Genomic DNA, 21,814 nt, shown 5'->3' on the forward strand with positions numbered 1-21,814 from the left:
GCGGAACAGGAAGAGTTCGTGTGAGTGCTTAAACAGAGTCCTTCACCTATGCATCAAACAGTGCGGTAGTAAATCGATGGTAGCGTGTATGAGGTGCTCGCTATGTATTCAGCAGGACCCCTAAAACCTATCACCAACTGAGGATTTCAACAAGGCCGTCTCAGAATCAATCTCGGATTGACCCTGACGAGCGGCTGTGTCGAGCGCTCGACTACTGATGCTCAGCACTCGCCGTATATTCCCATCTGACCGCTCGTGTATCGTTTCGATTGCTTCATCGCTAAAGGGCGTAGATGCAGAGGTCGTATTGTCCTCTCTAGCAAGTTCGAGATACTGGATGATGAGAGATTCAACCTCCTCAACAGTGAGTGGTCGCAGGGAGACTTCTTCAGCAATCCTTTCTGCAAAAGCGTGATACTCGCTTGCTACTTGTTGCCACACTTCTGGTGCACATCCAAAGAACGTGCACAATCCTTCTGGGTTCTGATCGAAAAGATGCCGTAGCCCACCCAGTACCGCCTGAGTATCAGTAGGGGAGAGTCTACCGACCCGCTCGAATTCGTCGACAAACAGGAATACACCCTTGAAATCTAAAGCTCGCAGCAGGTTTGTGAAGGCGGTAAATGCCCGAACGACTGCCCCCTCATCCAGAGCACTGTGGATTTCCATATCCTTTCTCTGCTCATATCTGATTCCCTCGCCGGTAAGCCACTGCCAGGCATACAGACTGGTTTCATCGTAGACCAGATGAACGAGGGCGCGGGCGAAATCAGGGTACTGCGTCAAGTCGCTTAGGCGGTCGATAGCTTCGGGAATAAGGTCGGAGAGAAGAACAGACCCGTCATCAATCAGGTTCTTCGTGATGTCGGCTGTGATGAAGTTTCTCTCAGTCCTGTCCTTGATGATTTCTCCAAGGTACTCGTAAACCAGATCCTCAACCCTGTCTCGGGTCACGTTATGCATAAATTCCCGATAAAGGTCGGCCAGTCCTTCGCCCGGCTGTTGAACGTAACCTACGAACGCATCGGGATTGTCTCGAAGGTGTGACTCAGCGTACCGTAGTGTATGTGATTTTCCATTTCCATAACTACCAGTGACTACCAGGTGACGTGATTTCTCGCTCTCTAACGCACTTCGAATAGTCTGCTCGATCGTGCGTACGACTTCTGGCTGACCGAAATAGAGGTCTGGAGAAGCATTTGCGGCTGGGCTGTACGGGAATGGGTTTAGCTCCAGTCCAAACTGGCTGTAGTTGAGCCGGCTGTTCGTGTGGTCAATATCGAGCGTGTAATGTGTTGAATCAGTCATCGTCCTGTGGGAAGTCAAGGTTTGAAGTCGATCCGTGGATCGCGATGTAATAGTATTCGCGACCTGCAAGACGCAACCCCGTCAGAATCTGCTCAGACGTCTGGTTTGCAGTTATGAGCCCATCCTTCTCGTCAAGTTCGATTGATTTCGTCCCATAGGGTGCCTCTTTGGCGACTGTGTCCATAGGTGCACCCTGAAGTTCGACAGTAGCGTTTGCCCGGTTCAAGTCGACGAGAACCTCCTCAGCCTCCGCTCGTGAGCACCTCAGTTCTTCACAGAGTTGCTCACGAAACTCAGGAATAGGGATAGAGCGACGGCTCATTGCTACACCAACGGTTTCGTTTAGTTCCTCGTATACCCCCTCAACAGCCACGATTATCTCTGAACCACGGATAGGGTCAGATACTGGATAATAATCGCCACTGTAGGAATTCCGTTGTACCGAGCCTAGTCTTTCTCCCCAATCACACAGCACGTCGAGACTAGTTTCGTTGAACGTCAGCCAGTTCTCTTCTGATCGCGTTTGAAGTGCTGTCAGTAGCGTCTCACGTGAGGCTGGTCCTAAATCATGGACGACATTCAGGAATCGGTGATAATGCGGACTCCCCTCTTGAAGAACCCTACTTACTTCTTCCCAGTCCTCCTGCCGAACCGCGCGTAACAGACCCTGCCCGTCGGTTGTTGTACAGTATCCACATTCATCCAACTGTGAGCAGTCCTGCTCAGTCAGTAAGCCAATTCGTGTGGCAGCCTCAACAACCTCATTAGCCCGCCTCTGCGAGACGTCGAGACGAGATGCAATGTCTGAAGGGGTAGAGGATTCTACCGCAGTATCGGCCACTTCAAACAGTCGGGGGAGCGTCACCGGACGTATCGAGGAACGCTGCTCAGTCATGCTAGTCCACGCACCTGTTGCTTCGCAGTCTTGAACGCCCGAAGCGTGACGTCGTTTCCTTGATAACGCAGTCGCAGGTAGGATTCTATATCGCGATCGGACGCGGCTGCGTATCTAAACCGACGTAATTCTATTGTGAGCGCCCAGAGGTTGTGCTGTACGAGCAAATTTCGATCTGAGCGCACGTCGTCGAGGGGGCGATCACGACAGACGGGGCATCCACATGGGAGGTACTCTAATTCGCTGATATTGCGAAGAATCTCCCCTCTGAAACCAGGAACCAAGTATCGCCGATGGCTTGCACTCCTGATGAACGCACTTGAGTCGAAGCTATCAACTCCCAAGTACAGTAGGAGCGGAAGGTAGAGAAATCCACCTAGTCCGTAAACGTGGAGATGCTTATCCGTGGCCTTGCGAGCCGCGAGGATTATATTGGTTACTCGCTCGTACTGTCCACCAATCGGAACCAGGCTCCCAAGAGCGAACCCGTCGAAGTCACCTTGTCGATCAAGGTATTTGAGGGTGTTCTGGATAACCTCAGGATCATAACCGTGTACGCTCGCGAAAAGTAACGAGTCACCGGAATGCTGATCGCTAGCTTCGAGGGCATAATCGGTACTGCGTTCTATCCGCCGTTTTCTCTCGTCTGGACCGCACTCTTCCGAGAGGGGAACGTCAACGGTTCCATAAATGTCGGCGTCTATCTCTTCTTGTGTACGAAGGGTTTCAGCAGGTGTCGTGTCGACAGCACCAGGTCCTTCCTGAAACTGGAATCCCCCACTATCGGCGAAGATGATCGCATCATCTGGGGCACCCAGTTCATCCCTGAAGTCTGCTCCTTGTTTCAATCTCTCCCACTGTGACTCCCTTTCACGTATAGCACGTGCATTAACCATCGCTGTCGGGAGATCAGGGATTTCACCGATGTACTCTGGAGTGTTGTCCTGCGAACGCGTACCGATATTACGAACCGGAAATAAGATCGGGGTGTTTACCGAACCATGTTGCGTGGAAAGTGTCCTCTCTCTGTACAGCATTTGCGTTGGGATGCGATAAGCTCAGCTGTCCCATAAATCCTTTGCCGAGACAAAGCTATCAGTTACAATTACAGAGGCTTCTTACGACTTCAGCGAAAGAGGCCTACAGCTCGTGCCGAAAGATTACGAAACTCTCGCCAAGGTGCTCGGCCATACGCGAGCGATGCAGCTATTAGAAGCACTTGCATCGGACGGCCCCACGAACTTCACCTCACTCGTCGAGTCGGTATCAACGTCTACAGACGTCGTTTCACGACATCTCAAGAATTTAGTCGAATATGAATTTGTCATCCGCAACGAGCGGGATGGTAGAGAAGTTGAGTACCGGCTGAGTGAGAAGGGCGAACAGGCGTATCAACATGTACAGATGCTGTGTGAAATGGTTAGCGGGTCAGACGATCCTTCCCGTTAGCTAAAACGGTCGAAACCAGTCTGAGAGGTTAACTCATCGCGGCAGTAGGAAACGAGATCCTCTGGATCATCTGGCGGCCCTTCATTCACCACTCGTGAAGCGAACTTCTCGATATAATGACCCTTGAGTTCGATGGCATTTACACCGTACTGACTCGCGTCCTGGTTCCGCGCGGATAGTGAAATAAGGAACTCCTCACCTTCGGTTCGGCTCTCCTGGTTGAAGAGGACGACATTCGTCGTATCAGGTAGAGCTTCAAGCACTTGTTCTAACTCAATTGCCTCGAGATAATCACTTCCAAGCGGCAGGAACACAACATCTGGCTGCTCAATATCTGAGATCATTCGTGCAAGATCCGTTCTCATCTGTAGCTTCTCGGCCCGATCACGGATTGCGGATTTCCCCATCCCCTTGAACGTGACATTGTATGGAGGGAGGGGGGTCGATTCCTGAACGATACCAAAACCAGCACTGACGAAGAGGCGGACGACAGAGTGCCCATTGGCACGAAGAGTGTTCACTGCTCGACTGATTGCTTGCTGCTGGCGGCCCTGATAGAGATCGTTTGCGGGGATACCGCAGGAGTCCGGTCGGTTAATGAGGTCTTCCCTCGAGTTCTGATCGATGACTTTCTGGTCGAACTCGGAACAGTCGTCCGGGAAGTCCTTCTGCTTACAACACTGGTCAACGATGAGGATGTGCATTATTGGAATTCCGTCAGTCCAGATTGTTCTAATGACCCAAGACGGTTCTTAACCGCCTCATCTACTGCTTCTGGATCCTCGTAGGTCTCTACTTCACATCCTGTGGTTCGAAGCGCCTCGAGCGTGTTCAGCGCCCCATCCGGGTCATATGCGAGGACGGTGTCGAACTGTGCAGCTACTGCTTCTGGAGAATTGCCTTCCGAGGCAGTGAGCCGCTCCCACCACTCATAGATCCCCCCAGAAAATTCCCCCGCAATTTCTATCGCGGCAGCACCGTGTACCGCGTCCCACAGTTCTGGGTTCGCTTCCTGTATTGCATCTTCACACCGATCCGAGCCCGAACCAGTGACTGGCGCTAATATCAGGATCTCTGGGAAGTCTTTCGCCATCTCCCGGCTAAAGCGGTACATATTGTGGAATCCCCGGCGACGATTCCGGTTGTTCCCCCGCCATATTGCAACCTCGATACCATGCTTCTCGCATAGGGGGCAATCACACTCTTCCCAAGGACGGTCCTCCAGCAGTTTGCGGTAGTTATCCAAGTTATCGTCATCCTCCACGAAGGATGCATATTCCTCGAGGAGTGGGTTCAACTCCTGGAGACTTCCTGCCTCTGGCTCACCCAAGGAACCACCATACATGTTGTGTTCGGTCCGCCGCCACTGGATAGTCTTCTCAACAGGTTCAAGGAGCCGCTCGTATCGGGCAAACGCCTCTGTGTCTTCGGGATTGTCCTCCCTGAGAAGATGCATAAGCTCTCGCCAGACGGGTTCACCGACTGTTCCTTTGAACTCTGCTGCCAGGGAGAAGTTACGACGGAAATACTTCTTTATTGGAGTGAGCTTTCCGTGTTGGTAGCCGTCCTCGTGACGATGTTCCTTGAGATAAGCGACCGTCTTTCTGAGTGTATCTTCGGCCTCGTCATAGAACTGCTCAACTGCCTCAACGATTGGTTCGCCAGCATCATACGCGCGCAGTGCTCTGAGAATCTCTTGAGCTCGCACCGCTTTTTCGATCTGTCGAGGGCGGGATTCCGTCGACTTCGGATAGCGAACACGTAGCGCGTCATATCGACGGTCTTCAGTCAAGTGGTAGTTCTTGCCACCAGTCCATGCTGCGATTAACATGCTCGCGCTGTCGAAACTGGTGATACCGGCATCACGAATGGTGTCGAAGGCACCGCTCTTGGCGAACCCAAAGACGTGTGCATCCACTCGTGTTTGATATTCTAACTCGTAGGCGACAATCTCTTCCCCGACAGACGAAACGACGTTCTCGATGGTCTCTTGGGACGCACCAGCGAGCCCGCCGAGACCAATGTAATCGAACCCGTAGTCAAGTGTGGCAGCCGCTGCGTCTGCGTAACTCTCTGGATCCCAGCCCTGGACTGCACCCATAAGGCGGAAATCGTGCCTGTCCGGGTCATATTGTTCCAACATCGCCTCAGCGTTTTCGAGTGTCAGATGTTGGCGGAATTCGTTATCATTCGGGCGATAAACTGCTCGAGGATCATCCCGAAGCTGCGAGCATATCTCTCCAACCGACCCCTCGAAGTCTTCTGCACGGAACGGGTTCAGGTGAGCCTCTGGTGCATCGTAGATACTCGGCTCGTATTCGCTCACGTTCTCGGGCCACTTCGATGGCCATTCTGTGATGAATACTTCCGCCTCACTACCGCCAAGGAGGGATTCCGGCAAATCATCTGGCGTGAACACGTCATCGAACGCATTCTCGTTCAGATACAGGCGAGCGTGATCAGGCCCCTTCCAAGCGACATGGTCGAGGGTTACACCGGTTGTAACCCCAATCCGTTCATAGAAATCCAATAGTTCAGAGCGGCTGTAGGGCGGGAACGGAAGCTTTCGGTATCCCCAGGCCCCACAGTCACTGATAGTAGGAAGCCAGTCAGGCATATCAAGACGAGGGTCATCGTAAATACCGTGTTCGTAGAGCCGCTTTTTGAGTCCCGGACTCTTAGTTACAGAGTCCCGAGATAGGAGTAAGCCATCTGCGGGGAGCTCGTCGTCCCCGAAGATGTCCCATAGGAATAGATTCTCGCGCTTCCCGTTTTCAACGCGAGAGTGGACGTCGTAGACGAAGTCATAATCTGCGTCAACGTGATCATCCCAGTCAGGTACGTAGAACCTCACGAACTCTTCTTCACCACGACTGATTTATGTACGAGATTATTTGAAACACCCGGTATCCTGGCTCAGTGGGGAGTCTACACAACACCAATATCTATGATGGCACGCTCTCACTCTTCACTATGACCGAGATAACGAGCCCAACTACCCTAACAGGGGTCAAGTACGTTCGAATTGGGCATGGTGTATTGGATTTCGGGACCGATGACGAGGAGTACACTTGGTGGTGTCGTGAAGATGCAGACTGGCGAATCGAAGGAGGAGAGACAGTAGTGAATGATGGCGAAGACCGTGCGATCGTCGAGCCACCAAACGGACAGACGTTCATTTGCGAGATTACAGCTAGTAGCAGAGAGAATGACACAGGCCCCGTCGTGTGCCGGTTAGAGTGAAGATTCGTATTTAAATCCAGACGGAAGAAAGTAAGTGTCGTTTTACTCGTTGGCCACAGACACCATCTGGTCGTACTTTTTGGCCTTCTCGAGGAGCCCGTCGACGCGGTCCTCGAAGGAGTCTCCCTCGACAGGGGCATCATTTAGCATCGATTCAAAGCGTTTCAGACGTTCAGCAGCCTGCATTAGCTCGGGAAGCCATTCTTCGGGATCCTCATCGGGATCGATGTCGAGGTCATCAAGCAGTTCGTCGTACTCATCGCGAAGTTCTCGTAGTTGACGGGCAACTCGATCTTCCTCGACCGTCGCCGATGTGGTAGTGGTTGGTTCAGCAGAGGTACTCGATTGTGGCGACGTCGAAGTAGGAGTCGTATCCGAGGCTCCTGTATCCTCAAGAGCCCCCTGACTGTCGGTGGTTGTGTCAGATGGGTCGCTGCTGAGGGTTTCGGTATCGATGTCTAGCGACTCAGATTCCGATTCCACAGGTTCAAAGGGTGCTTCCCCATCTGTTTCTGGCTTGCTTTCATTAGCTTGACGAGCTCCTGTCGTCGCCTGTTGCTGTCCTTCTTCAGTTTCTACGCTGCTCGCTTGCTCTCCGTTCTCGGTGGAGGGCTCTACTGCGGGCTCCTGCTGTTCATCGGTTTCGATAACTTCGAATTCTCCAACGTCAGCGCCTAAGTCATCGGCAGTCGCGTGCAGGGTGAACTGGTAGCGATGACGTTTCCAAGGTGCGATTTCCGCAGCTTCCTGTCGACGCTCTTTCTTGGCGTCTGATGCAGCAGTCTCGTCAATCTGAGACAGTTTCGCGTCGATTGTTTCCTCGTCGTCCCAAGGCGAGGATTTGCCGTCAGGTGCTTCATCAACTTCGTGGAGTGCAGCTAGAACCTCCTCCTTGTCGAATTTGCCATCCTTAACGATCTCGCTGAGAGTATCGATGTCCAGCAGTTCAACGAGGCTCTCATCGTCCGTGTCATATCGGTCTCTAAAGGCCGAGAAGACACCTTCACGATAGGCAGGGAGCATCCAACTTTCGAACCAGTCAACTCTCTCAGACCGTATCCCTAGAGCAGCGTGAGCCTCGACGACTCGCTCCATCGCGTGTACGTCGGAAAGATCCTTATCGGGTTTCTGGTGGATTCGAACTTGGCCAACCTTACCCTGTTTCAGTCGCTGCTGCTTTGACCCAATATTCACGTCCTCAATTTCACCACCATTAGCGGCGTGTGGGTCCTCGGCATCATATGGTGTGAAAATCCAAGGTGGTGCTTCACCGTATTTGCCGACTTTCTTGTGGCGGTCAGCCATTCGGCGTAGCCAATAGTAGACGCCCTGCTCTCCCGAGAGAGCCTCGTGCATTCGACTGATTCGGCTCTTGTCGGAATTCCACGGGAGATCATCGGCATCTCCTTTGGTATAGAAGTCAATCTCTATCCGAAGCCGTTTGTCTTGGGCCGCATTGAATTTATTCAGTCCAGCAACGCCGAATCCGCCTTTTTCTCCCGTTAACCCCTCTTCAACCAACCGGTCTTGGCAGTAGAAGGCGGTACCAGACTCGATATTGGTGATGTCACTGGAGCGAAGAAGCCCGACAGTAATTTCAACTTCAATAGGTGCGGACCACTTCTCGTTAGTGAACTCTAACCCAGTAAACTTGCGAGGATGGAGTCCATTCTGCCAAGGCGAGAATGTCCAAGTGGCATCGGCGGGTGGTTCGAGAGGTTCACCGCCTATGCGAACATTAAGTCGTTCTGGTGTTTCGTGTGATTCTCCAAGGAACCGTTGGTACGTCTGGGAGAGGTTCTCGCGTATGCTCTCTTCTTTATCTTGCCAGTCAAAGGTCAGTTCGTGAAGCCTGAGTTCGGTCTGTCCTGGTTCGAGGTCGGCTGGCTCCATCTCGAATTCCCACTCCTCATTTTCTTCTTCAAAGAAATACTCACCAACATGGTACTTCCAGCCTTGTTCGGCGTCTATGTGGCGACTAGCAATAGTGAAGCTATCAGCAAGGTGGTTTAACGCCTTTTTAGTACCCATCCCGAAGGCCCCGATGTTCCTCCCCTGTGCACGCACGTCCTTACTTTGACCAAGGCCCAGGAAAACGCCCATCTCGTCCTCGGCTACACCACCAGCAGTATCTGAGAAGACGAGGTCGCCCGCCTCGTCGTCGAAATAAATCTTGACATCAACGGGATCGATGTCGTGGATTGCGGCCGAGTCCCTCGAATTATCGATGAGCTCCGCGAGAGCTGATGGGACGTCAACGTCTGCTGCAATTGACTTGTAAGATTTCTTTGATGGGTAGACCTTGGCTACTGGCCTATCAGAGGTCGATTCAGAGTTAGAGGACTCGTTTGACATGGCTTACGAGTTATTTGAGGGTGATAGCATATAAGTTTGCTCGTGAGAGGACTTGCGAACCGATTCGATCTGTTCCTGCCGAGTTAGAGATACCACCCGTAACTGCCGAGTTAGAGATACCACCCGTAACTGCCGAGTTAGAGATACCACCCGTAACTGCCGAGTTAGAGATACCACCCGTAACTGCCGAGTTAGAGATTAACACACGCGTCGTGTGGCCGTGTCCTAACCGAGGGAGTGTCTATGGGGTCGTTCAGTTATTTTCGTATTCCTAAGTCAGCGTACTACCGAATAACACGTTACGCGTGTGCCCGTAAGTGCCATTTCATCCACCGGTAAATCTTTAATGCCTCGAATATCAGTTAGAGGTACGATGCAACCCGGAACCAACGCCGGTCGTTCGACGAACCGAGGAGGAGAACAATGAGCACGACGACTGTGCCAAAACGTCAGCAGAACTGTCCGGAGTGTGGGAATCGAATTACCCACGACGAACGGCGTGCCGAGCAGGTCTGTACTGGCTGTGGGCTGGTAATCGCCGATGAGCAAGTAGACCACGGGCCTGAATGGCGGGACTTCGAAGATGGCGAGGACCGAAGTCGTGTCGGCGCTCCACGCGATCCGACCCGGCACGACAACGGGTTATCGACTACCGTCGGTACGCCAGGGCGAGGGGGCGCGTGGTCTCCGGGGATGTCGGCCGAACGCCAGCGTCAGTTCAGCCGGATGCAGAAACACCACCAACGGGCCCAGACAGCCTCCTCGGCCGATAAGAGCATCCGTGCTGGCTCCCTGGAGATAGAGCGGATTCGGAGTGCCCTCGGTCTCCCAGAGAACGTCGAGGAAACAGCCGCTATGCTGTTCAAGCGGGCCACCAAGGACGGTGTCCTCTACGGTTGGTCCATCGAGCGTATGGCGGCAGCGTGTGTCATAGGGGCAGCGCGTATGGCCGAAATCCCACTTCCGATGGTGAAGGTCGTAGAAGTCACTCAGGAATCGAAGTGCAGCATCCGGGGGCCCCTACAGGATCTGCAAGATGAGTACAACATCCAGGGGGGTGTGCCAGAACCACGCGAGTACCTTCCACGGATAGCGTCGGACATCGATAGTAGCAACAACCTACTGGAAACGGCGCGGGAACTCCTGAGCACCGCGGCAGACGCAGAACCCACCAGCGTCCACGGGAAGGACCCTGTTTGCGTCGTCTCGGGAGCACTCTACGCCGCCGGCCGTATCCGAGGCGACGGACCAGATCAACGGGAGATCGCGTCGGCGGCGCAGGTCTGTGTCAAAAGTGTTCGGACACACTACAAGAACCTCCTCCGGGTTACTGGACGAGAGCATCTAATCGACTGACAGCTCGGCTAACGCGAAACGTGTTTGCACACGTCGGCGGCAGGTGGGCGTTGCCGCCCTGATGAGCGAGCCCGTGAGCCACCATGAGTAGTGACAACTCTCTCCCGACTGACGCAACGACCGCCCCGGCACCCGGGGCGTGGAGTATTGACCACCTCATCGCGACCTACGAGGCCGTGATGCGTGAAGAGACCGGCAACGACGACTGGTCGTTCAACGACGGCCAGCGACAGGTTATCCGAGAGGGTGATCGACCCGTGCACGTGACCGCTGGACCAGGCAGCGGGAAGTCCGAAGTGAGCATCGCACGAGTCGCGAAGTGGCTACTCGTCGACGGCGAGCCGCCGCGAAGCATCGTACTTACGACGTTCACGAAAAAGGCGGCACAGAACCTCGAGCAACGTCTCGTCGATCGCCTCTCTGCATTCGGGGTGGGAGGCGCTATCGACGCGAGCGAGGTCTGGGTTGGTACGCTGCACCAGCTATGCAGTGACATCATGCGGGAGTACCGGTGGGACGAGTACACCGACGTCGAACTTCTCGACGAAGACGCTCAGGAGTTATTCATCCGACGCGAGAGTGACTTCGTCGACTATCTCGCAGACGGTGAAACGGACTTCTTCGACGAGGTCATCCGGTGGACATACTCTGACGGGGGCTGTCGAAAGGTGTTCGCCGCAGACGCGGCGACCACCCTATTCAACCGCATTGGGCAGTACCGAGTCGATACTGGCGCACTCCAGACAGCCGATCACCCTGCTCTCCGCCGTCTGGGACAGGCGCGCGAGAACTACGAGGAGTCCCTGGTGGAATCTGCCCGATGTGACTTCACGACCGTGCAAGAGCGCTTCCGAGACTTCCTCGACAGTACCGCTGGTGAGCGGTTTGTCTCGGGAAGCGAGTCTCGGGACCTGCCCCCGCTCAAGCACGTTCTGGTCGACGAGTACCAGGACGTGAACCCGCTTCAAGAGGCGATATACTTCGACCTCGCTAGTCGAATGGACGTTCCGAGCCTGACTGTCGTCGGCGACGACGACCAGTCACTCTACCGCTTCCGTGGTGCAACTGTCGACGCCCTCATCGAATTTCCGCAGCGAGCCGAGCGTCGCCTCGGCGTCCCTGAGAGCGAAATCCCGACCATCCAGCTACGGCACAACTATCGCTCTCGTCCCGAGATCGTGCAGTGGATCAACCGCTTTATCGGGTACCACCCGCCGATGCAGGCTCCAGGCGCACGTGCCGACGGTAAAGAACCGATGCGGCCCGCCCGCCCGAGCACGCAGCATCCGAACGTGACTTGCCTCCCGGGCGATACCGAGGATAGCACTGCTCGGGCCTTCGCTGATGCGGTCGAGCGAATGCACGAGGAAGGCTACATCGAGGACTACAGTCAGGTAGCCCTTCTCACGCACAGCACGCGCGAGCGTAAGCCGTGGAATTCCGACCCAACACTAGTCGGCCGCTGCGTCCGGGAACTCGAAGATCGGGGTATCCCGTTCTACAACCCGCGAAACAAGGCGTTCCTACAACACGACGACATCCAGGTCATTCTAGCGTCGCTCATTCAGTGTCTCGACCCAGACCTCCAGTGGTTCGACGAGAACGTGAACGACAGTCAACTGAACCCCTCGGTCAACGACTGGCTCACGACCTTCGACCGGCGAGTTCCCGCCGACAGCGAGCTTCGAGACCGTATCGACTCCATTGCCACTAAAGTCCGGCAATCAGAGCCTGGTGACCCGATGGACATCGGGCTGCTCGAAGTATTCTACAAACTTCGGGGTAGTGACCCCATCTCGGGATGGACACAAGGACCAGATCGCAATCCGACCCGGTCTAAGCGAATCGGCAAGCTGACGAGCCTGCTGGAGTCCTTCGAGAGCATTGCGGATGGTCTCACTACGGCTCGTAACTTGTGCCGGACATCGTGGGATCAGTACGAAACCGTCTCGACGCGTTTCCTTGGCGGCTTCTACTGGCAGTTCCTCGAATACCTCAACAGCGCCGATCTCGACGACCCTGAGGAGGTACATGACCAGATCCCAGAAGGCCACGTACAGGTAATGACGGTCCATCAAGCGAAGGGACTAGAGTTCCCCGTCACATTCGTGGGGAGCCTCGACCAAGAGCCCAAGTCCGGCACCTCACACTGGATCGAAGACACGCTCGGCCCGTTCGGTGAACGCCGTGCTCCAGCGTCAGCAGACGAACGGGCGGCAAGGGACCTAGTCCGCCAGTTCTACGTTGCACACTCGCGCGCCGTCGACACACTGGTCCTACTCGGGGAACAAGACGACTTCGCCCCCGGTGACAGTGCTATCCCCTCTCTGGGATACGATAACGACGGGACACCTCTCGACCTCTGGTGGTTCTACCCAGACCGGGTAGCTCGAGAGGCTGACGAAGTCACGGATCTCTCAACGTCAGTTGGGGACCTCTCGCACGGTGACCCGAAACGTCAGTACAGCGTGGTTGCCGACATCTTAGCGTTCCGGCGATGTCAGCGGCAGTATGGCTTCGTCCGCGAATACAACTTCGAGGGCACTGGGGCAGCCCAGATGTTCGCCGGACTCGTCGTTCATCGAACGTTAGATCGTGCACATCGCCACTTCAGCGGTGACATCGAGGGGGTCGACGGGGGTGAAGTACCGTCTGAAGACGAACTGCGCGAGTATTTCGACGAGTCGGTAGAGGCTCTGCGCGAACAGCGCATCTTCCCCGTCGGTCGAGACATCGCCGACGCCGTCTTCGACCACCTTCGTGAGTTCAACGAGGAGATCGGACCTTCGCTGTATCCCAAAGTTCGCGACACCGAGTGTACTCTCCGCCACGACACCGAGGACTACGTCCTGAACGGCGTCGTGGACGTCCTCGTCGACGAGGATACTGGTGAAACCCGTGTGTGCGACTACAAGGCGTCAGAGCGGCCAGACGAAGATGATGACCTCCTCTCGGACTTCCGTGAACAGTTGCTCGTCTACGCGACGCTCTACCACCAGAAGCACGGTGAGTATCCCGACACGGGGGTCATCTACTTCGTCAACGAAGAGAACCCGGAAGACGGGAAGCTGACGGTAGAGTTCGACCCCGCTACTGTCGACGATGCTCTGGACCGCTTCAAGGACACCGTCGAGGAGATCGAACAAGTGCGAGAACGGGACGGCTGGTCCGACATTAGTGAGTCTCCAGGTGAACAGACCTGCGCCGACTGTGAGTTCCGTTACGACTGCCCCGCGGTGGATCTCGACTGACCCTACGCCTTTTGTGGTCTCATAGCAGTGTAGTCTTGTGACGATATTCGGTCCAGACCTGGAATCCACAGGTACGAACCCGTTTAGTGACGAGATCATCACTATCCAGTATCGTGATAGCGAAACGAGCGCAACTCACGTCTATAAGCGGTGGGAGTACGAAAACGAACGCGATCTGATCTTTGCCTTCCTAATGGACTGGAAGGACATTCGCTGGCATCGGAAAAGTGGCGGCCCACTCCGTGTTGGCTACCGAGTGACGGATTTTGACTTGCCGTTTCTGGTAGTTAGATGCTACGAAACTGGCGTTTTCGAAAAGTTGCGCGCTGGCCCAGATTTCGTCTGGAGTAACCTTGCTCACGGTCCCTCCTACCTAGACCTCGCTCAACTGCTCGGGGCCGATATGGTACCCTTCGAAGCATGGCGAGACGAACTTCTCGGCACCAGCTCGCCTGCTGACGGAAGTGAGATGGTAGAACTCTACGAGCAGGGGAACTATGAAGAGATTGAGGAATACGTCAATGACGAGATGAAGACGTTAGAACGTCTATACGATGAGATACAATCGACCGAATACTTCCAAGAGTTACTGGATATGCGTCAGAACATCGGCTTCGAGAGAGAACTTCGGTAGTCCACGTCGGCGCATACCTCGGGTCATGCCTTAGCTACTGATCTAGTGAGATTGATCGGCGAGTTCCTCGCTCAGAAGTTCAAGAAGCGAGTCAGAGCGCCCTTCAACGATTTCTTCGACTCGACCCAGGCAGGATTCACAAAACCAGACTGTTCGACTACTGCCATCAATTACAATCGATGTCCCTGAAACCGCGGTGTTTCCACAGACAACACATTTGGCAGGATCCGAATGCTCCTCCTGAAATGAATCAACAGCATCTAGCATTTGACGAGCATGTTCCTCTTCAGAAGGATTAGAGGCGTTAGAGAGCCGTTCTTCCCACTGTTGCTTCAGAATATCACTACGGCGTTCCAAGACCATCGTCATAGCACTTGGAAGACAAGTGCTTCTTGGCACAGATTGTTCTGTCATGAGCAGTCTCTGGTAGAACTGGCGAAGGTATAGATAATACCCCGATAGGATGCTCAATTATATCACTGTTCTAGGGAAGAGGGCTGTCTTCCGAGTCAGCGATCTATGCTGGTCTTGGAATCAGCAGTCTGTCAAAGTATTGTTTCTACCAATCAGTGACCAATGTCTGAATACAGCCCCACCGGCGTTTGAAGATGTAGTCTATCGGCGACTGATGCACGATCGTAGCCTCAATGGCGAATAGGGTGGGGTTATTACGGACGCAAACCCACCTATTATGGGGTGTATTTGGGAGTGGAAACGCGCTTAGATTTTCTTAGAGGGTAAATAAGAGCCTTAGAATCTGTCCCGTAAATCGGTGGCTTTGGCGCATTTCTACAGGACAGTTTCTAATAGCTTTAGAGAGTCTATAACTCCTCTAGATTCTTTTTCTTCGCCTCGCGTGGAGTTCGGCACTCAAACTGCCCACTGAAAGCATACGAAAAGCGACTGTAGAATATACTGAGAGTATAATTCTGAGGTGAATCGTGGGATGGCACGACCACTATTAGTTACGTAACGAGACAAATCCATGCTTCCTGAAATGACTGGTTAAATTTTTATCAGATTAGTTCTGGCCACTCGGGAGGAAATGACTGGAATTTGATAGAGAATTATAGCGAGATCATAGTTATAGGTTGAATCGCAAGCAAGCAGTAGGATATAAATATAATATATACCGAGAGAATGAACCTACACAAACTGACTATTCAAGAGCTTGTATATTTTTCAGCCAGTTGATTTCTGAGTGAATATATTGGAGTATAGCGAGAGTATAATTTTGCCACCCCCGCCATCGCCATCCGTTGGTTCGTCTTGTCAGGTCGTCCGAAGAGACATACTGTCTAATTATTTATTGTACTGAAGGGACTGTTCTAGACTGCTATTGTCATCAGGTTGGTAGTCATGTTGGATCGGCGTTGTACTTTGACCGCTAGAACGAACCGATGAGTCGAAACGTCTCGAGACAGTAATTCCGATGATGGACGTCCAGTTTCTTGGGGGTGCTCGCGAGGTCGGCCGGAGTGCCATCCTCGTGAACGACTCTCTTCTTCTCGATTTTGGTATTCTGACTGGCAACCCCCCACAATTTCCGGTGGAGACCCCGGAGCCCGATGCGGTCGTCGTCTCTCACGGTCATCTCGATCACGTCGGTGTAATTCCTGCACTCCTCTCGGGGAGCAATCGACCACCAATCCACTGGACACCGCCAACGTACGAGCTCGCACTAACGCTCGCACGCGACACGCTCAAACTCCACGGCGGGACGTACAACTGCCCATTCACCCAGAACGACGTCAAACGCGTCACAGAAGTCTCGAAAACTCACGGCTACCGGGAGACGTTTGAGGCCGCGGGACACGAAATCACGTTCCACAACGCAGGCCACATTCCCGGGAGCGCGCACGTCCTCGTTGACGATGGGGACACTCGACTTCTCTACACTGGCGACTTCCATACCGATGATCAGCGTCTCGTCACAGGGACCACGGCCCGACCTGACGCAGACGTCGTCATCTGTGAGAGCACGTACAGCGACGTGGAACACGAGGATCGGATCAACGTCGAAGAACAATTCGCAGAGAGCGTCAATACGACGCTCTGGGAGGGGGGTACGGTCGTCGTCCCCGCGTTCGCCATCGGACGGACACAAGAGATGCTGCTCATCTGCGATGAGTACGACATTCCGTGTTACGTCGATGGGTTGGGCAAGCAAGTCACCGAGATGCTGCGACAATACCCCGAATTCGTCCGCGACGCCGACGCGCTTCGGCAGGCGAAGTCGCACGCCCGATTCGTCACCGGTCGCGATGGGCAACGCAAGCGCATCACCGACCAGAAGGCCGCGATCATCACCACCAGTGGAATGCTGTCTGGTGGCCCCGCTATGACCTACATCCCCGAAATACGGTCCAATCCGGTGAACAAGATCACGATGACCGGCTATCAGGTCGAAGGAACTCCTGGAAGAGACCTCATCGAGACGGGGAGTGCTGAGATCGACGGTCGAGTGATGCCCGTAAGCGCCCAAGTCGAACAGTACGATTTCTCCGCGCACGCCGACCGCGATGGGTTGCTTGACTTCCTCGATTCCTATCGGGACACCACGGTACTCGTGAACCACGGCGACCGCTGCGAGCAGTTTGCTACTGAACTTCGGGAGGCCGGCATTGAAGCGACCGCGCCCGAAATCGGCTCTGAACAGACTATTTGAATAATCAACCCAGACTAAGTTTCGACTTGTATGGGTACATTCGCCGGCGTAGACTGAGCCGGGAAAAGATGGGTAACTGTTGAAGAACGCGATAGCAAACTCACCTTTGCGACTGAGCCGTCTTTTCAGGCAGTGGGCGACAGACATAGCGACGCCGACCTACTCCTATTGGACATCCCGATCTGACTGGGGTCATCGCTGGTAGCCGGAGTACATGCGGATGGGTTCGTCGAGGTGGCTGGGGTTGAGGAATTCGTCTGCTGTGTCTGAGCTGACTAGGTCTTCAAGTTCGTATGTGTCGAATTCGTCGTCGTGATTGCCCATAGCTTGGTAGAAGTTGATCCAGGCTTTCTGTTCTTCGAAAATCGCGACGTCATCGCTGGATTCTTCGAAGAGGCCGGCTGAGGCGATGATGACAACTTTCTGTTTCATGCGGCTTGCGCCGACATTGAACCGGTTGGGTTCAAGAAGGAATTCACTGATCTGGCTGATGTAGCCGCGGTCGGAGGCGGTCATCGAAAGGACCATCAAATCGCGTTCTCCGCCTTGGAACCGTTCCACCGTGTCGACCGCTGCATCCGGCGAAACAAAGCCGACGACATCACGGCGTTGCGCGCGAAACGGGACGACGACGCCCGCCGTCACCGCATCATCGGCTGGCTCTTCCTCGTCCGGCGGATGGATGTTGACGGCGTTGAGTAGTTCGGCGATCAGTGCCTGCTCCACGGCGTTCGTCTTCTGAGACTGATTCTCGTTATGGACCAGCAACGTCACCCGATCATCGGTATTCAGGATGTTGGCGGCTGGGCCGTCCACCTCGGGGATTTCGTCGCTGTTGCTGAGGCTTTCAAGGTCAATGTCGTCGTCCTCGTAGAACAGGTCGGTGTGCATGTCCGCCGACTCCTGGGGGAGGCGGTAGGTGACGTTGAGGCGGTGGACAGGCAAGGTTTCGTCGGGATCGTCCGGGACCTCAACGGGCCGGTCAAAATACTCGAGTTCGGTCTCACCGCGGAGATAGCGGATGAAGTCCAGTGCCGAGAGGAAGGGGACGTGTTGTTCGATGGGTTCGCGGTCTTCCTCTTCCCAGTCGTGTTTCTGAATGGGCTGCATCTGGCGGTGGTCGCCGACTAGGATGAGCTGGCCGTTCGAATCGACGTATGACCCGACGAGGAGGAATAGGGGAAGGTCCATCATGCTGGCCTCATCGACGACCGCCAGGTCGAACGGCGAGGAGTCCTGGGATTGTAGGAAGTCTTCGATCTCGTCGTAGTCGAAGTCATCAACCCGGTCGGTCATCCGGTTGAACAAGCCCCGCAGCGAGGTCGGTGTAGAGAAGAATACGACACGGTTGCTGGTGTCCCGGCTGTCGGCGAAGTACCGGTCGTACAGATCCTCTAATTGAGCGGTGTTGTCGTCCGCGTTGTAGTTAATCGTCTCGACACGGGGATCGTTGATGCTCTGCCCTGCACTCGACATCACCCGTATGAACGCGACCTCGTCTTGGCCGGTTCCAGGCGGGCAGTCGCTGTCGAGGTCGATAGTGCCTTCCAGGGCTTCGTTGACGGCGGTGTGGGAGACGGCGGAGACGACACCGCGGAACGGCTGGCCTTGGTTGATGGCTGCAGAGGCACGGCTCAGCAGGGTGGGTGCGACGGTGAATTTGGTTTTGCCGGTGCCTGGCGGACCTTGCAGCATAACCAGGCCGTTGTCGACGTCCTCTACCAAGTCGCGTTGTGCTGTGTTCGGTCGCTGCCATCCCACGGTCACCGCCATCAACTGGATGTACTCCTGAATGTCATCCTCATTCCAGTGGTCGATCGGGATGGCGTCGCGGCGGCCGTTGTAGATCTGGCGGAGCCACCGTCGCACTGGAGCATCGAACGCGTGTTGCAGGGATTCGAAGGCACGTTCCTGCGGGATTTGATCGAAGTTCGGGTCGAGGACGTACTGTTCACCTTCGGCGACGTACGTTTCCCACTCCGCGTCGATGTCGGCTGGGTCGTTTGACCAGCCGCGGTGTCTGACCGTATACTCGCCCCAGTACGGCCATCCCCAGTGGAAGGTGCCCGCAATCGTTATCGTGCCGTCCCCCTCGTCGATATTTGAGATGATGACAGTGGTTGAGTTCCCGATCGAGCTGGGATCGTCTGGGTCATCTAACCGGTAGGCTTCCGGCCGGTCGCCCTGGTCGTCTAACCGGGTCAGGACCATGAAGTCATCGTCAGTGACCGAGATTGCACCACCGGTCAGGCCGTCGTGGACGCCCGGGTCGTATTCATCCCGGTTACTGAGCAGCAACTGTCCCTCGATGATGTGATCATCGGTATCGACGTTGGTGCATTCGAAGAGGAGAGAGGATCCGGAGTCGACCCGTTCTTCCAACGGTTGCCGGTAGTAGTCCTCCAGGTTCTTCTTCGTGGTCTGGTACTCCAACCGCTGGTATTCGATGCAGACGTCATCCAAGCTGCGGGGTGCGAACGAGAAGTCGGCCAACTCCGCGAGCTCGATCGGTTCTTTCGTGACGAACTGGTCGTTCGCCAGTTTATCAGTTTCTTCGATCGTCCGCTCGATGTGGTGGGAGGACCGTGCAAACCGTTGCGCGAGCAAGGTCAGGTCCGTATCTGTGATGGGGTTGTCGGAGTCGGGTGTCCGAGTGAGGTAGGGATCGAGGTCGTCAGGGTTGTCAGCCAGGTCACGGTCGAGGCGGTCGTGGCGGCCCCAGATGTATTCGATCGGGATCTGGTCGGTTTCCCGGTACTGCACCGGGTAGATGTGTCGTCCTATTCGGCGGTCGTCCGGTGTCCACGCTGGTTCCTGCTGGCTGTGGTCCAGGTTCGGGCCGGGATAGTAGCGGACTGTGCCGTCGAACAGCCCTGCCTCGAAGATCCGATGCAGTTGAACGAACCCGTCGTCACTGATTTCCTCGATCTCGTCTTCGTCGCGCAGTGCATCGTCGTCGAGGGCGGTGACGGGTGCCCGCCAGTCGAAAAAGTCGCCGTTCCACAGGAAGTGGCCGACGCTTTGGACCGATCCCAGCCCGGGGAACCGGAGCGCCCACCGTCGCCGGAAGTCCTCCTGCATCAGGGACACCATTTCCTGGTCGATGCTGGGACGGAGACCCAGCAGGGTACGGATCGGGCGCTGCCATTCCGCCGTTGGATGGCGGCGGATCGCGTCCATCAACGCGTCCCGTTGTGTATCGCTGTAGAGGTACAGGTGGAGGAAGCCGTGGTCGTCGTCGAGGTCGATATCGATGTGGGGGTGGTTCGACCAGTCTGGGGAGACGCGGTCAACCTCGTCAGCTAACTGCTCGAAGAACTGGGAGAACAACCGGTTTTCCTCAGCCTGTTTTGCACCGGTTTCGATGGGGAGACCATTGGGTAGCTCCGTTACCGTCCCGCTGCGGCCGGACAGAGAGCACTCGATGTATGCGCTGAGGAGGGTGACCCGGTCCTGGGCGAAGTCCTGTTGGACGTAGAGGTAGACCCGGACCAAGGATTCGGACGGATAGTCAGGCCCACCCCAGGCGTCCCAATCAACATTGAACTCGCCGTGGGCGTCCTGCGGCAGGGCGTTCCCTGTGCCGCGGAGCGGGTGGGCGAAGTAGTCCGGGCCATCACGGCCATAGTCGTCGTCGATTTCGGCGAGGAACCGGTACGCGATCTGCGCCCGTTTCTGCAGATTCGTGATGTCTGCTTCCTGCCGGACTCGTTGCGTCAACCTCTCATCTTGGGGTGTCAACCCGCCGTAGTCCCAGTGAACACCGCCTTCAGGGTCATGCTCGAACAACGTTGCGAAGTCCTCAATATCGGTGATCCCGAGTTCGTGAAGCGCTTGCTGCGTCCCTGCCTGCAAACCCAGCAGTTCGAGTCCTTTGTTCTCCGCGCCCAAGGTGACGCAGAACGGTTCGTACTCGCATCCCGAGCAGCGTCGGGCGATGCGATTCGTCGTCTGCTCGAAATCTGTGTCGAGGATGGTCTGGTCGAACGACCCGCCGTCGCCCAGCTTGAGCTCCAACTTCGCCTGGTACGGCGCTGTGTCGAACCCGTCCGGACCGCCGTCATCGAGGTTGTTCTCCGGTGTGATAATCTTGACCGGGATCGAGTCCGGTACGGCTGCATCGTCGTTGGCGTCCAGGTACTGTTCCAGGAGGATGGCGTAGATGGTGGCCTGGTATCGGTGGTGGACCTTCTGCTCGCTTGAGGACTTGATCTCGTACAGTGTCGGGGCAAGCCCGTCGTCCGTCGGTTCAAGTAGGAGAGCATCCGCCTTCCCGCCAACCGGGTATGCCCCGATCTGGCCGGACAGGTGGGGCTGATGGATGACTGTCGTCCCGAGCTCGGAGTTCGCCACGTCTGCGATGACCGACTGAACCTCGTCGCGGCCGGTGTCGCCGTCGTCTTCCCAGGTACGGGTAAACTCAACAGCTGTGCCACTGGTGTCTGTGTCGTCGAGGCCGAAGACTGCATCCGCCTCGTCGACGAGATACTCTAACTGCTCGAACTCGAAGTTGTCACCTTCCCCTGTCAGCACAGGGTTGACCGAGGCCGGGGACCAGTCACGCGCTTCGATCCGGTCCTGCGCGTCATCATCGTACTCCCATTGCAGATACATGGGACAGCTCTGGAGACGGAAGAACTGGCCAATCGCACTTG

Annotated in this window: 14 protein-coding genes and 1 pseudogene; 7 read left to right on the plus strand and 8 right to left on the minus strand. The window is 55.3% G+C overall.

Annotation, left to right across the window (positions count from 1 at the left end):
- Positions 1 to 120: 120 nt before the first annotated feature.
- Genes GRX66_RS06645 through GRX66_RS06655 form a run of 3 tightly spaced genes read right to left on the minus strand, consistent with a single transcriptional unit; the run spans position 121 to position 3,240 of the window.
- Complete coding sequence (locus GRX66_RS06645; RefSeq protein ID WP_159525849.1) at positions 121 to 1,308, minus strand: BREX system ATP-binding domain-containing protein; 1,188 nt, start codon at positions 1,306 to 1,308, stop codon at positions 121 to 123.
- Positions 1,301 to 2,203: a hypothetical protein gene (locus GRX66_RS06650; RefSeq protein ID WP_159525850.1), complete on the minus strand. Its 903-nt coding sequence runs from the start codon at positions 2,201 to 2,203 to the stop codon at positions 1,301 to 1,303. Before GRX66_RS06650 ends, GRX66_RS06645 begins: the two co-directional genes overlap by 8 nt.
- Positions 2,200 to 3,240 carry a tRNA-guanine transglycosylase gene (locus tag GRX66_RS06655; RefSeq protein ID WP_159525851.1) on the minus strand — a complete coding sequence of 347 codons (1,041 nt, stop codon included), beginning with the start codon at positions 3,238 to 3,240 and terminating at the stop codon, positions 2,200 to 2,202. The genes GRX66_RS06650 and GRX66_RS06655 overlap by 4 nt, the downstream gene beginning before the upstream one ends.
- A gap of 163 nt (positions 3,241 to 3,403) precedes the next feature.
- Here GRX66_RS06655 and GRX66_RS20735 point away from each other — a divergent pair, with 163 nt between their 5' ends.
- The gene (locus GRX66_RS20735; protein WP_394351512.1) at positions 3,404 to 3,652 is read left to right on the plus strand and encodes a winged helix-turn-helix transcriptional regulator; all 249 of its coding nucleotides are present in this window, start codon (positions 3,404 to 3,406) and stop codon (positions 3,650 to 3,652) included.
- Here the strand turns inward: GRX66_RS20735 and GRX66_RS06665 are convergent.
- On the minus strand, positions 3,649 to 4,356 hold the full coding sequence (locus GRX66_RS06665; protein WP_159525853.1) for a hypothetical protein: 708 nt from the start codon (positions 4,354 to 4,356) through the stop codon (positions 3,649 to 3,651). The genes GRX66_RS20735 and GRX66_RS06665 overlap by 4 nt on opposite strands.
- Positions 4,356 to 6,506: a queuine tRNA-ribosyltransferase tRNA-guanine transglycosylase gene (locus GRX66_RS06670; protein ID WP_159525854.1), complete on the minus strand. Its 2,151-nt coding sequence runs from the start codon at positions 6,504 to 6,506 to the stop codon at positions 4,356 to 4,358. The genes GRX66_RS06665 and GRX66_RS06670 overlap by 1 nt, the downstream gene beginning before the upstream one ends.
- Positions 6,507 to 6,625: 119 nt before the next feature.
- Between GRX66_RS06670 and GRX66_RS06675 the strand changes: the two genes are divergently transcribed.
- Positions 6,626 to 6,895, plus strand: a complete 270-nt coding sequence (locus GRX66_RS06675; RefSeq protein WP_159525855.1) for a hypothetical protein — start codon at positions 6,626 to 6,628, stop codon at positions 6,893 to 6,895.
- Positions 6,896 to 6,937: 42 nt separating this feature from the next.
- Here GRX66_RS06675 and GRX66_RS06680 read toward each other — a convergent pair whose 3' ends face one another.
- The gene (locus GRX66_RS06680; protein ID WP_159525856.1) at positions 6,938 to 9,250 is read right to left on the minus strand and encodes an ATP-binding protein; all 2,313 of its coding nucleotides are present in this window, start codon (positions 9,248 to 9,250) and stop codon (positions 6,938 to 6,940) included.
- A 423-nt stretch (positions 9,251 to 9,673) separates the two neighbouring features.
- Here GRX66_RS06680 and GRX66_RS20740 point away from each other — a divergent pair.
- The 4 genes and pseudogenes from GRX66_RS20740 to GRX66_RS06695 form a co-directional block, all read left to right on the plus strand.
- Positions 9,674 to 9,817 (plus strand): annotated as a pseudogene (locus tag GRX66_RS20740) (TFIIB-type zinc ribbon-containing protein); the annotation flags it as partial.
- Positions 9,818 to 9,943: 126 nt separating this feature from the next.
- A complete protein-coding gene (locus tag GRX66_RS06685; RefSeq protein WP_233745346.1) occupies positions 9,944 to 10,606 on the plus strand; it encodes a hypothetical protein in 663 nt (220 codons plus the stop codon).
- An 83-nt stretch (positions 10,607 to 10,689) separates the two neighbouring features.
- Positions 10,690 to 13,857, plus strand: a complete 3,168-nt coding sequence (locus tag GRX66_RS06690; protein WP_159525858.1) for a UvrD-helicase domain-containing protein — start codon at positions 10,690 to 10,692, stop codon at positions 13,855 to 13,857.
- A gap of 37 nt (positions 13,858 to 13,894) precedes the next feature.
- The gene (locus GRX66_RS06695; protein ID WP_159525859.1) at positions 13,895 to 14,491 is read left to right on the plus strand and encodes a hypothetical protein; all 597 of its coding nucleotides are present in this window, start codon (positions 13,895 to 13,897) and stop codon (positions 14,489 to 14,491) included.
- A 42-nt stretch (positions 14,492 to 14,533) separates the two neighbouring features.
- On the opposite strand, the gene GRX66_RS06700 is transcribed toward GRX66_RS06695, so the two are convergent.
- Positions 14,534 to 14,905 (minus strand): hypothetical protein, encoded by a 372-nt coding sequence (locus GRX66_RS06700; protein WP_159525860.1) that lies wholly within the window; start codon positions 14,903 to 14,905, stop codon positions 14,534 to 14,536.
- A 1,021-nt stretch (positions 14,906 to 15,926) separates the two neighbouring features.
- Here GRX66_RS06700 and GRX66_RS06705 point away from each other — a divergent pair.
- A complete protein-coding gene (locus tag GRX66_RS06705) occupies positions 15,927 to 17,159 on the plus strand; it encodes an MBL fold metallo-hydrolase (protein ID WP_159525862.1) in 1,233 nt (410 codons plus the stop codon).
- A gap of 192 nt (positions 17,160 to 17,351) precedes the next feature.
- On the opposite strand, the gene GRX66_RS06710 is transcribed toward GRX66_RS06705, so the two are convergent.
- On the minus strand, positions 17,352 to 21,773 hold the full coding sequence (locus GRX66_RS06710) for an ATP-dependent helicase (RefSeq protein ID WP_159525861.1): 4,422 nt from the start codon (positions 21,771 to 21,773) through the stop codon (positions 17,352 to 17,354).
- Positions 21,774 to 21,814: the final 41 nt, after the last annotated feature.

It is taken from the genome of Halobacterium bonnevillei (assembly GCF_009831555.1).
GTDB classification, from domain to species: Archaea; Halobacteriota; Halobacteria; order Halobacteriales; family Halobacteriaceae; genus Halobacterium; species Halobacterium bonnevillei.

What these genes read in the sequence shown, in the direction of transcription:
- GRX66_RS06645 (WP_159525849.1), bottom strand. Translation starts at nt 1,308, where the DNA reads ATGACTGATTCAACACATTACACGCTCGATATTGACCACACGAACAGC.
- GRX66_RS06650 (WP_159525850.1), bottom strand. Translation starts at nt 2,203, where the DNA reads ATGACTGAGCAGCGTTCCTCGATACGTCCGGTGACGCTCCCCCGACTG.
- GRX66_RS06655 (WP_159525851.1), bottom strand. Translation starts at nt 3,240, where the DNA reads ATGCTGTACAGAGAGAGGACACTTTCCACGCAACATGGTTCGGTAAAC.
- GRX66_RS20735 (WP_394351512.1), top strand. Translation starts at nt 3,404, where the DNA reads ATGCAGCTATTAGAAGCACTTGCATCGGACGGCCCCACGAACTTCACC.
- GRX66_RS06665 (WP_159525853.1), bottom strand. Translation starts at nt 4,356, where the DNA reads ATGCACATCCTCATCGTTGACCAGTGTTGTAAGCAGAAGGACTTCCCG.
- GRX66_RS06675 (WP_159525855.1), top strand. Translation starts at nt 6,626, where the DNA reads ATGACCGAGATAACGAGCCCAACTACCCTAACAGGGGTCAAGTACGTT.
- GRX66_RS06680 (WP_159525856.1), bottom strand. Translation starts at nt 9,250, where the DNA reads ATGTCAAACGAGTCCTCTAACTCTGAATCGACCTCTGATAGGCCAGTA.
- GRX66_RS06685 (WP_233745346.1), top strand. Translation starts at nt 9,944, where the DNA reads ATGTCGGCCGAACGCCAGCGTCAGTTCAGCCGGATGCAGAAACACCAC.
- GRX66_RS06690 (WP_159525858.1), top strand. Translation starts at nt 10,690, where the DNA reads ATGAGTAGTGACAACTCTCTCCCGACTGACGCAACGACCGCCCCGGCA.
- GRX66_RS06700 (WP_159525860.1), bottom strand. Translation starts at nt 14,905, where the DNA reads ATGACAGAACAATCTGTGCCAAGAAGCACTTGTCTTCCAAGTGCTATG.
- GRX66_RS06705 (WP_159525862.1), top strand. Translation starts at nt 15,927, where the DNA reads ATGGACGTCCAGTTTCTTGGGGGTGCTCGCGAGGTCGGCCGGAGTGCC.
- GRX66_RS06710 (WP_159525861.1), bottom strand. Translation starts at nt 21,773, where the DNA reads ATGTATCTGCAATGGGAGTACGATGATGACGCGCAGGACCGGATCGAA.